Origin of the sequence: Rhodopirellula bahusiensis, from assembly GCF_002727185.1 — a bacterium.
Taxonomy (GTDB): domain Bacteria; phylum Planctomycetota; class Planctomycetia; order Pirellulales; family Pirellulaceae; genus Rhodopirellula; species Rhodopirellula bahusiensis.
The window spans coordinates 174,338-185,497 of sequence record NZ_NIZW01000017.1 but is presented as its reverse complement, the minus strand read 5'-3'; the positions used below and the strand labels follow the sequence as shown (position 1 = coordinate 185,497).

Here is an 11,160-nt window from a genome sequence, read left to right as displayed (position 1 = left end):
TTGCAGGACTTCGCCAACGCTCTTGTCGGCCGCCAGCATGGCATCCGCATCACGTAGCTTCTTGATGATCTGTTCAGGTGAATGTCGTCGTCGTTTCTTGCTCATGGAAAATCCTCGGCCGGAATTGGCTCTAGACTTTCATAACCCCTGGATCAGGTTTTGGGGAGCATTCCACAGGCAGTGAGCCGTTACTGCGTTTCATCGCCTGTTTTTCTGTCGGCGAGCATGATCCGCAGCAACTCGTAACGAATCACCTCATCGTCAGTTGTGTATCGCAATTCCGTGTGTTTCAAAACTTCGACAATGCAATTCATCGGCAATTCGATGTGTTGGTCTTCGCTATTGGCTTTGCTGTATTTGCCACGGATTTCCAAGCCATCGTCCGCCACAAAGTGAAACGTGTTATTTTTAACGTCGGCGCCAACGAGTTCACCAGAGAGCATTCGCCGATCTTCGATGATGTCCGTCACCTTAAACAATCGCAGTTCTAAATCGCGAAATGCCTCTTTGGAGATGAGTGATTGAATGAAGGAGTCGGCGCCAGTTCTCCAGATAATTTCAATACCTGAATTGATGTCGACGTGGACCTTGGCCCAATTATAGAGCTTTCGAATTGATACCTTTCCCAATTTCTCTGCGTGTGCATGAACTTGCTCATCGTCGCCAGATGCCAGCTCAAACAATATATCCACGGCGTGTCGCAGATCACTTTCAAAAAACTGTGGGTCCGACGGCGACGCCATGGCAATCCCGACCGATCCAGCGAAAGAGTAATTGAAAAGAAGCTTCGATTCCGCGACATGAGCGTGAGGAACCCGTGTGCGTTTTTCACTGTCTTGCTTCGCTGCCGAGTAGATCGTTGTGAAAACTTCTTGAAACGAAACGAGCGACTCTCCCAAACTGGCAATTGGCAATGCATCCGTGTCGACAATCCGATAGGAACACACTTCCCGTCCAGCCTGTAAGCTCAGTTCATCGATTTCTTTCTCAAGTAGTTTCCTTTGGCTTTGCAACGAAGAAAGCGAGAGTTCTAACTTCCAGGCTTCTTCAGGATTCTTGTTGATGGCTTGACGAACATCCGAAATCCTCGCGTCGACGTTAGCTAGCGAGCGTTTGCATGAGTCGATTGCATTCATGTTGCTCTCCATGATCGCGGAAACGTCGAAACTAGCCTAGGATGCGATGTCAACGCTGCACCAGTTCCTCGAGATTGTATTGTCGAGCGGTTGCTGACTTCGATGAATGGAAGTCCTTTGGGGGATCTGTCACGACCATGGCTAAAGAAATCCATCCAGTAGTCTTGGTAGCCCCTGCTGAGCTGATGAAGGGCATGTGACTTCGGGTACGTCACATATCCGAATAGGTGACACCGGTCATCCAAATGATGCTCACCTGCACACGCCCACTGCAAAACTTGGCGTGCATTGAGTGGCAACGTCGTGATGTCATCGTTGCGAAATTCACAGACGATGTCCGCATCCCCAGGCTCTTGCTTTTCGGTCGAAAATGAGCCGTCAATAAACATTCGACACGGTATCCCGTGATGGGTTAGCGTTCGGTGAATCTCGCAAACAGCCGCGAATATGGAACGCCGCCGGTGAGATTCAGGAAACTTGTCGACCGTGATGTGGCGCAATTGACTGAGCGTCTTTCTATGCAATCCAGGCTTGAAAAGTGCCGGGTAGTCTTTCTTGTCGTTCACTGCTCCGGTTTCTCGCTCGCGTAGCCATGTTGGTCTGCATTCACGATCGGACAGAGTTGGCTATCTGCCTTAGCTCGTCCGAGTCAAAAGCTACTTTAGTCAGAAGCGGAACAAGCGGGCAGGATGTGTATCTGGGCTGTTCATTAGTGCATTGTTCCCCGACACGTTTGGTCACGCCCGTAATTTTCATGATTCTCGACCTCGCATTCAGCCGAATTGGAGCAACCAGCTCTATCTCGGCCCGGTCAGGGCTTGCAGCTGAAGCGGACGACTCGCTCGATGGGGATGACTTCGACTTGCCCGTCAACGTGCGCGATGGTGAGATAGTCCGAGCCGAGGACAGCCGACTCAACCTCCAGGTCACTGAACGTCGACACGCCACCGAGACCATCGTCGATCGTGTACTGAACGGTCACCTCGTGAAAGGTGTGACGGTCGGCCAGAGGAATACCCTTCCAGAACAAACCACACGCCATAAAACCGCAAGCGAAGCTGGCAGCGGCAATGAGAATGAGTTTGCGTCGATCATTCGTTTGGATGTTCATCGGCGATCGGAAATGACGTGGAGCAATCAAAAGGGAGCGGGGCAAAAGTGAGCCAATAGAAATCGCAATGGCCCCGTCCCCTTCGATCTCGGGCAGATCAATTTTGGTCAGAATCAGAGTCGGTCGACACTTCCTTTGAGGCAGTCGTTTTTGGGAGCAAACGAAGCATGGACTCGACCTGCCTGAGCGCTTCTTGCGTTTCGGGATCCGACAACAATTTGAGTGTCTCGTTCGCCGAACGAATGGTGGACGGGAGTGACGAGATCCCATTGGCTACGTCGTCCCCAACAATGTTCGAGTCCTGAAGCGTTTTCTGAAAATCATGAAACAATTGGTACACAAATGATTGGCTCAGTTCGACCGTTGTCGTGCCCTGCCCCGTCGCTACGGTCGCACCGTCGATGACCACGTTGTACGATCCCGAAAACTCGAAGCGAATGACTCCCTCACTTGGATGAGGATCGATCTCAGTAGTTGGCTCGTCAGCGTAAGCGGTGGGCGAGCAAAGAACGGTTGCAAAAACAAGCAATCCGGAAAACATGGAAATGGTGTGTTTCGGCATTGATGGCAACCTGCGGAATGAATGGTGAATCTTGATGTGTTCGCAAACGTCTCAATTCGCGGAACGGTAGACATCACGGGGCACTGAGAGTTGACTATCCATAGCAAAAAGCGTCGCAAGCCGTGCTCTCGTGCATGTCATGGTTCCCCGTCCGCTCCCGTACGAAGCGAGTGGACGGCAACAATCCGCATCGGGCCGGGCTCGGCGTTGTCAAAGATGCCAGTTTCGAGAGATTGGATAGCGTAGTCAAGCGAGTCGATAAGACAGTGCGAATTCACTTGGACGTCAGTCGCGACGTGGTTGCACGACAACGGTGAGCATTCGGGCGAGTTCTGCATCGAGTAACAGACGATGTCATATCCGAGCAGTGTCGATGCGGTTGCTGGCAAAATATCCGTCTTGATGTCCAGTTCAGGTCCGAAGTCCCGCCAGGTGTGATCGTCGTTGTCGAATTGCTGCGGATGGGCCTCGTAATACACGAAGGTAAGGTCATCCAACGAGATGCCGTGCTGCGTACAAAGCCTAGTAATGTTGGAAGGCCGGTCGAAGAACCAGAAGCCGTTGTGCTCCCAAAAAGTTATGTAGTCCGCAAAGTCCGGTGAGATGCAGTCTGACACGGCGTAGACGTCGCGGACCGTTGGTACGCCCAGCCAATCGGGACGCTCGACGATACGTTTCGCCATGTAGCCGAGTGCGATCATTGGCATTCAGTCGGGGAACGGCCCGCGTCACCGGGGCCCGTGTGTTGAGTATCCATTCGTAAAAAGTGACCAACGGGCCTCCGCGTGCACGCGTTGGTTATCCGCGATTTCGGAATTCTGCGGTAGCCAAAGTCAATCGGAAGGACGTAAAAGCGAGTAGTACACCCGCAACGGCAAACGGAAAAACGCACCACCAGAATGATGAATGGAGTCGATCGTGAGCGCTGTTGTAGACGGTATCAACGGTTTCCCACACATGGGTGTATGCCGAAAGCTGAAAGTAATGAATTGCGGCAACGACGAACAGCGATAGTGAAGCGTATGCAAGGTTCCGGGAAGTGGGCCTAAACAGCCAAGTCGCAAGTGCGATCGCGGGCAAGAGTATGGGCACCGGAAACTCATCACCAAACCGAGCACGCAAGAACCAGGCGGCCGAATCAAAGCAAGAAGACGCTAGGACAAAAACTGCGAAAGCGATGCTAGCCAACGCGGTAACGGTGGCGATCGGGGGCCGCTTGTGCGGCGCGACTTGACCGACGTGTTCATGCGAGAGTTCAGCAGGCTCGTATGGATTCATGTGATCTTTGTCGGATAACGACGGACATCACCGGGCGGTGGAAGCCGGTGTGATTGGAAAGCGAAGCAGGTCTCCACCACCGCTCCGTGTGGATGTCATGGTTACCCACCATTTTCTGGATTCGACCCCTGGGGGCAGTCCCATTTGACCCACGGCTTTCGTAACGCGTCGGATCGAAACCGCGTCAAATCTGTTTCAGTCGGGAAGTGATCCAACGATTCCCATACCGCAAGTCGGGGATGCTCTGGTTGCAAGTCGGGGCGAAAGCAGACGTCGAGTTTCCATTGTCCCCGGAAATCAGTGTATTGCGAACTGCGGACAATGCTGCAGAGAAGAAAGTCGTTGTCAGATTCGCCGACCACAAGCAAGCGTTCTTCGCCGGCAATTGCGGTCGGCGGATTGAGAGATCCAGGGAGGATATGAAAGACGCGGTCATCCATCTGCAGCTGATGAGCAATGCCTTTCACACGAATTCGATGTTGAGCGTATTGCATTGTCACGAACGCAAACCAGCCAAGCAGAATAGTAGCCGTCGTAAAGGTCAGCAGATGTGATAAACGCAATGGTCTCGGTTGGGTAACGATGTGATTATCCCCGGTTGGTCCGGAGATAAGTTGGATGGAAGGGTGTTCTCACCGGTTGCGTTGTCCCGTCTCAGGTTCGCAGTCTCGGACTTATCGCTGGTTGGGAGGGGCTTATCGCTGGTTGCGCTGCCCTCACCTAACGTGGTGGTGCAGCACGCCGATGTCAAGCATTTTGTGCGTTTGGGAACCAGTGCTCACTGGGCGAACGCAACCTTTGCCAGCCAAAAGCTGGTTTTCGATTCGTCAGGGGCAACCGGGCAGAGTCCCAGGGGCGAATCAACTGGCTTCGATGAAACTGGCCGTTGGCCAGTCGTCCACCTTGGCCAATGGCCAAGCTCAACATAGCCAGCGGGCAACGCCACTGGTCTTGTGTTACGCCACCCGCACGCTTTGGCCAAAGGCCAAATTCATCCACTTCATCGGGCCTAGCGTATCCGTGATCAATCGCCTCACTCGGGAAACGTGTAGTCCGGGTTGGTTGGATCGAAATCGAGGTCGGTCAACGTCGGATTGATGACCAGATCGTGGTACTCGTACGATTCGATCAGGGGCGGCGTTTCGCCTTCGGACTCTGGCCAACCAAAGCTGCGGAAGCTGACGATCAGTTTCTGTTCTTCGTCGATCACGACTTCGGCCAATGAGAAGTCATCGGGTTGGTCGCTCGGTATGGACCGTTTGATCTGGAGCAACGTCAATGATTGCCCGTCAAAGTCATGCCCTTCCGTGCGAATGACTTGGACGTCGGGATTGTCGATGTCGCGAGAGCCACGTTCAATCAACTTGCGAACCAAGTTGGTCAGTCCCAGTTCGGTGATCGGATAGCGTTGGCCTCGCATCGCCAGAAAGTTGGTGGGCTCGAGCTTGGCGGTCATCATGCTGCCGATGAATCCAGCTTCGCGAACGAGAAGCTGGCCATCGTTTTGGTCTTCGATCCAAATCACCTCGCGTCCTTTTGCGGATTCAGGTGTCTCAAATCGCAAGTAGGCACGCAGGCCGTGGCCAGATTCACCACCGACATGTCGCGTTCGGATCTTCATGAACATCTCAGACGGTTCTTGCAGAACTCCGTTGCGATCTTGTTCGTGCTTGATCATTCGCGTTGTGTAGCCGTCAACGTTGGCGATCAAATGCTGCAGCGATTCCTCCGCGAGCTTCAACACCTCGGCCATGGGGACTTCCGACGAAGCCGACTGGCCGTCGGTTGATGTGCGATTCGCGGAAGATGAGTCAGTTCCGACCACGGTGGGCGGTGAGGCCACGGAGCGAGGCGATTGCTTTCCTCGCAGGAACCATCCCGATGCGAGTCCTACAACGAAACAGAGCAGTCCGAACAGGAATGCTCGGCCGCGACCGCGGGAAGGGACATCAGCGTCGGATGAGGCGGAAGATGAATCAGAGGCCATGACACCGGGCAACTTTGGAGGACAAGAAAAAACCTCCCTGGATCCACCCGATATCGAGTCGGCCCAGAGAGGTTTGAAGCGTGGTTCATTCAGGTCATCTGACAGAGCAAATGATCCGAACAGAGTTGGCTCAGAAGCCTTGGTTCATCTTGGCTTGCTGAGCTTGTCGAGCGGCCGCACCAATGGCCTGCAGCATGCCATCACCGATGATGAAACGGCTGATTTGACCGTTGTCGATCGCTTCGGAAACGATTCGCAATTCACCAGCGTCATCGGCTCGTGAAAGAGCGTCGATCATAGCGGCGATCGCATCGTTGTTCTCGATCGATTGAGCAAACTGAAGGATCGGCATCAGGTTGACTTCGACTTGCATCAGCGTGTTGCCGGTTGGGGCAACGGGAGTCGCTTCCGCGTCGATCAATTGCTTCATCAATGGCAGGCTGTCATCGCCCAAAGCAACGTAGATGGCCTTGGGGCCGGTTCCGATGTGAACGCGAACTTGTTCGCCGAAGATCTTGCGAACTTCGTCTTCGTCAGCGGGCACGTCCGCTTCGACCAAGTGCATGTTGACGTCTTTGTACTTTTTGACGTCAAACTCAAAGCGAGGCGCGTCGCCGTGGCCTTGGACTTTTGCAGCCACATCTTTGACGATGCTGGCGGCTTCGTAACCGTCGGATACGAATGCACCCAAAGCGAATTGAAGTTTGTTGGCATCGGTCAGCAACAACGCACCGAAGTCCGATTTGCCTTCTTTGGCCGAGTCCATCATCAGTTCCACGACTCGACGGATCATGTCGGTCGCTTCGGCTTGCTCGCTCTCGCTCAGCTTGTCGGTTTGGCTCAAAGCCGAGCCCAGCATCTGCATCGCGCCATCGACGCTTGTTTGTGCTTGCTCAAGAGCCTCGGGGCCGATGGAGCTGGCGAAGTGAACGTAGCCGGCTGCATCATCACGAACGACGCTGCTGTAAGCCGATGGGATCGGTTTTTGTCCGTCGTACATCCGTGCCAGCTTGGAACCTGGGACGGCGGTGAACTCGGTCTCCAACAGAACACGACGGTTGGCTGAATCGATGTCGATTCCGATCATCAAGTCTTTCGTTTGATCGATGATTTGTTCGAGCTGTTCGATCGATTGAGCAGCGTATTCCATCGCGGCTTCGTCGCCGTTTTGTTGCTGCTTCATGGCTTGGTCAAATCCTTGGCGGATTTGGCCGATCAAAGCGTCACGCATTGGCGGTGGAACTTGTTGCACTTCCAAGCGAATGCCGATGTCGTAGTCCGAACCCATTTCACCGATGACCGCCGACGGGTCAGCAGGAGCGTTGTCCAACACGGCGCGGTTGCGAGCCAAGACCGCCCAGTTGCCAACTTGGCGAATGAAGACGGTGTTGGCGCCGATGGCGATCACCATTGTGCCGTCATCCAGTTCGTCGGCGGGACCGACTTGAGCTTCCATGCGTTTGAGCACGGTTTTGACGTTCGATGTCGGCAGCAATGCGATGGGTTCAGGAGCACCATCAATCAAGGGAACGACAATGCCAACGGGTTGCGAAGTGTCGATGCCTTGCGTGAAGGTTCCGGCCATCATGGCGAACATGCCGCCCAGTTGTGGTTGGCCGATCGCACCGCTGAGGTAGTTCAAGTCGCGGGTCAATTGATCGATGCTGCCCAGCGTGACCACGACGACTGGTTCAGTGGATTGCCCCGCAACGGCACTGCCGCCACCGGGAGTCAATTTTTCTTGAGCCATCACCGAAGTGAACGGTGATGCGATGCCAGCGAAGGCGACCAAAGCGGCCAACGCGAACGTGGCAACTCGAGAAATGCCTGGGCGGGCGGGTTGGAAACGGGCGTACGACAATCTCACGGGTGCGTCCTTTATCGGATCAAATTGGAAATTGAAAGGCAAGAGCTTCAACTGTAAGGCCGTGTCATCTCAAGAACAGGGCGCCTACGAAGAAAGGTACCCAGGCCGATTCGCCGAAGTTTCAGCAATGTTGGCAATTTAGGCGAGATTCTTTTCGGATATCTTGGCGTCGCTGTGGCTGCCCGTGTCGGCAATTGCCGCCGACAATTCCGCCTCGTCGTCCAGTTCCTCCTGGATTTCTCGCTCCAAGCGTGCGATTGCGAGCCGGATCAGTCGCGTTTCACGACGCGCAACGGCCAATTCCGCCTGCAATCGTTCGAGCTGGCGTTTCTTGTTGGTTTTGAACAACCGAGTGGCGACGCCCAAAATCACGAGGGCTCGAAAGCCCTTCAGAGCGGTGCCTCGAAGCCGATATGCCCGAGCCAATTTGGCCAGTTGCGGAATTTTCGCGAGTTTCGCCAAACGGGTTCCGCGGACCGCCTGCATCGATCGCAAAAACGAGAAGAACGGCAACATGATGATCGCCAGATCGACCCAGTTTTGGCGGATGTACTGAATCTTCTTCTCCGCGATCGACACCATCAAAATGAATTCTGCGGCGAAAGCGAACCAGATCACTCCGGTGCTGACGTGCAACGTGATTCGCAGCCATTGGTACCTCGCGACTTGGTCTTTCAGAAAGAATTCAGTGACCAACACCGGCAAGATCAACAGCGCGATGCCGATCATCGGAAAGCTGAAGTGCTGAGCCAAACGGCGTCGCAATCGTTTGTTGGTGCGTTGCCACGACATGCCCGGCAACCAGAGCTGGCCGTGCATTTCGTAGCTGCGAGCACACATGCGAAGTGATGGGCAAATGCAGAACATCAACGTGAAGAAGTGGAACCATCGCATCGATCGCGACTTTGGACGAATGATCCAGTGGTAGACGGACTCGAGGATCACGATGGGCCAAATCGCCAGCATCGAAAAAATCGCGATTCGTTCGAACCACATGCCCAAGTAAGTCGAGTCGACTCGAATCACGTATTCGTCGACGTGAGCTTGCGTCGTCGATTCACGCAGGTTGGGGACATCAACCCACATCACGATCAAGATCGCTTGGCACACCAGGAACCACACCGATATCGCAAACATCCACGGCGCCGTGACGCGTGCGATTTGGGTGTGAATGGGTGCGTGCAAATGCGAGGTCATGAAGTGCGGATGCCACCAGCGAAGACTTGCCATACGGAACTGGCGGCCTCGACATCATCTTTCGTGGCCGCTGCACGACCATAAACGATTCGGTTGTAGGCATCGACGACCTGAACCGCAGATTGACCCAGCGTCGGGAACTGGACCGCAACGCGACGTACAAATTCCGAAGGCGTTTCGTCCGGCGAGCGTTCGACGCCTTGTTCCCGGCACCAAGCTTCCAACGCCTGGAACGTGACGACCACCACACGCCGGGGATCGGGATCGCCAACCGGGTTGCGAAACGATGCGAATGGTCGCGGTGGCGTTTCGGGTTCAAGTTTCTTCTTGGTTGATGGCTGTTGTTCCGAGGGCTCTCGATCGTCATCCGCGAAAAGGCTGTCCCACCACGCGAGGATGGCGTCCAAGTTGCGGACGACAAAGAACGCGATGAAGGCGAGTAAGCCAAGGAGGATCAGCCACTTCAGCATGCTCGCCATCGTGTTGAACACGCCGCTCAAAGATGGTGAACGATCGGGCGGAGGTTTGGTCCGGGCCGACAGCGGTTCCTTCTGCTGATTCGCGTTTTGATTCTGGTTGTCGGAAGGTGGCGAGGACTGCTCGTCGTTTTGCTTGGATTGCTGTGACGATTGATCTTCGGCGGACTGGTTCTCAGGCGATTGGTTTTCCTCAGATGACTCTGATGGGGAGTTGGAATCGTCTTGATCTCCGCTCTGCGAATCGCCGTTGGATGATTCGGATGGTTCCGAGTTCGATTCGCTTGACTGATCGGATTGAGATGCGGATTCGCCCTTCGACTGAGGCGAATCGTTTTGCGATGCTTTGCCTTGTTGTTCGAACTTTTGTTGTTGCTGGTTGCCCGAGTTCTTGGAATCGTTGGAAGTGGATTGGTTCTTGGATGATTCGCTCTTTTTGCCGCCAGCAGGTTGATCGCCGCCGGGGTCTTGTCCCTTGCCCTGCTTCTTGCCACCGGGATCGCTACCCGCCGGACCGTCTTCGCGGTTGCCTTTTTGACCGCCGGCTTTTGCACCGGGTTTGGTTTCACCGCTTGGCGATCCGTCCGGGCTGGTTTCGGATGACTGGGCGTCGTTCTCGTCGCTGATCTCCGCGCCCTCGTCGCCCCAACCATATTCACTGGCTGACAGTGGCGATCGGTTGTTAAGAAATTCGGGAACCTTCATCGACGCAACGGCTTTGCCTGGCAACGGAGCGATGTAGGCGATCATCAGAATCAGTCCGATGATGACAATGCCACCAGCAAGCCAAGCGACGGTTGCGTCAAGCGGCATCTCCGTTTGTCGCTGACGCAGGTAGCGTCGAAGGTTTAAGAATGATGTCACCACCAGCAGCGACAGCGCGGAGAACAAGTAGAGCGTCAGCAAAATTCGAGCGAGATTCCATGACTTGGAATCTCCACTGAGAAAGAACTGACCCAAACCAAACAGCGGCAATGCACCCAGTGCCAACCACAACACAGTCCGGCCAGGTTGGTGGCCGGCGGCGGGGTCTTTCGAAGATCGTTTGGACTTTCGCTTGGGCGTGTTGCCTTCTTCGCCCGCGACGTTCGACGACGAGATATCGGCTTGTTGTTTTTGCTGCCGCCGAAGTTTGAGGAACGACAAACCACTGTCGACCAAACCTTGTCCGCTGCTGTCAACGGAGTCGTCCACGATCGTGCAGTCGTGAACAATCTTGTCCGCCAAGTAGCCGACCACCCATACGATTCCGATCGAGAAGATTGGGTCGCCGACATAGCGAATCAAGACAAACAAAGTCGCGATGCCGAGTGCGATCGCGTACAGCGACGAGTACTGGCGATCGTTTTCGATGGTGATGCGAGCGACCGCGGTGGCTCCCATCGAGTACATCAGCATCGTCCACACCAACGCACCCGAGTAGTTCCCCGAATACAGGACGGTGCACAAGAAGCTGGCCAGACTGAACAGCATCACAAAGATCAACACCGGCGCAATCGCGATGGCGGCGTAGTCGGCGGCGGTGTGATGCAGTCGGCTCAAGAAT

10 protein-coding genes are annotated in these 11,160 nt (G+C 54.6%); 1 reads left to right on the top strand and 9 read right to left on the bottom strand.

Features of this window, described 5'->3' with window-relative positions:
* Positions 1-188: 188 nt before the first annotated feature.
* The 5 genes from CEE69_RS21090 to CEE69_RS21075 all read right to left on the bottom strand — a co-directional run bounded on the left by CEE69_RS21090 (position 189) and on the right by CEE69_RS21075 (position 3,510).
* Positions 189-1,136, bottom strand: a complete 948-nt coding sequence (locus CEE69_RS21090) for a hypothetical protein (protein ID WP_143549296.1) — start codon at positions 1,134-1,136, stop codon at positions 189-191.
* On the bottom strand, positions 1,133-1,702 hold the full coding sequence (locus CEE69_RS33715; RefSeq protein WP_390179990.1) for a DUF6932 family protein: 570 nt from the start codon (positions 1,700-1,702) through the stop codon (positions 1,133-1,135). Before CEE69_RS33715 ends, CEE69_RS21090 begins: the two co-directional genes overlap by 4 nt.
* Before the next feature lie 245 nt (positions 1,703-1,947).
* The gene (locus tag CEE69_RS21085) at positions 1,948-2,247 is read right to left on the bottom strand and encodes a hypothetical protein (protein WP_099262589.1); all 300 of its coding nucleotides are present in this window, start codon (positions 2,245-2,247) and stop codon (positions 1,948-1,950) included.
* A 97-nt stretch (positions 2,248-2,344) separates the two neighbouring features.
* Positions 2,345-2,809, bottom strand: a complete 465-nt coding sequence (locus tag CEE69_RS33290) for a hypothetical protein (RefSeq protein ID WP_099262588.1) — start codon at positions 2,807-2,809, stop codon at positions 2,345-2,347.
* A gap of 137 nt (positions 2,810-2,946) precedes the next feature.
* Positions 2,947-3,510 carry a hypothetical protein gene (locus CEE69_RS21075; protein WP_099262587.1) on the bottom strand — a complete coding sequence of 188 codons (564 nt, stop codon included), beginning with the start codon at positions 3,508-3,510 and terminating at the stop codon, positions 2,947-2,949.
* Between the two features lie 861 nt (positions 3,511-4,371).
* Here CEE69_RS21075 and CEE69_RS32555 point away from each other — a divergent pair.
* Positions 4,372-4,641 carry a hypothetical protein gene (locus tag CEE69_RS32555; protein ID WP_158231054.1) on the top strand — a complete coding sequence of 90 codons (270 nt, stop codon included), beginning with the start codon at positions 4,372-4,374 and terminating at the stop codon, positions 4,639-4,641.
* A gap of 479 nt (positions 4,642-5,120) precedes the next feature.
* Here CEE69_RS32555 and CEE69_RS21050 read toward each other — a convergent pair whose 3' ends face one another.
* The 4 genes from CEE69_RS21050 to CEE69_RS21035 form a co-directional block, all read right to left on the bottom strand.
* Complete coding sequence (locus CEE69_RS21050; protein ID WP_099262582.1) at positions 5,121-6,074, bottom strand: DUF1571 domain-containing protein; 954 nt, start codon at positions 6,072-6,074, stop codon at positions 5,121-5,123.
* Positions 6,075-6,204: 130 nt separating this feature from the next.
* Positions 6,205-7,992 (bottom strand): hypothetical protein, encoded by a 1,788-nt coding sequence (locus tag CEE69_RS21045; RefSeq protein ID WP_099262581.1) that lies wholly within the window; start codon positions 7,990-7,992, stop codon positions 6,205-6,207.
* 87 nt (positions 7,993-8,079) lie between these two features.
* Entirely contained in the window at positions 8,080-9,138 is a 1,059-nt protein-coding gene (locus CEE69_RS21040; protein ID WP_099262580.1) for a potassium channel protein, read from the bottom strand.
* On the bottom strand, positions 9,135-11,156 hold the full coding sequence (locus tag CEE69_RS21035) for a DUF4129 domain-containing protein (protein WP_099262579.1): 2,022 nt from the start codon (positions 11,154-11,156) through the stop codon (positions 9,135-9,137). Before CEE69_RS21035 ends, CEE69_RS21040 begins: the two co-directional genes overlap by 4 nt.
* Between the last annotated feature and the right edge of the window lie 4 nt (positions 11,157-11,160).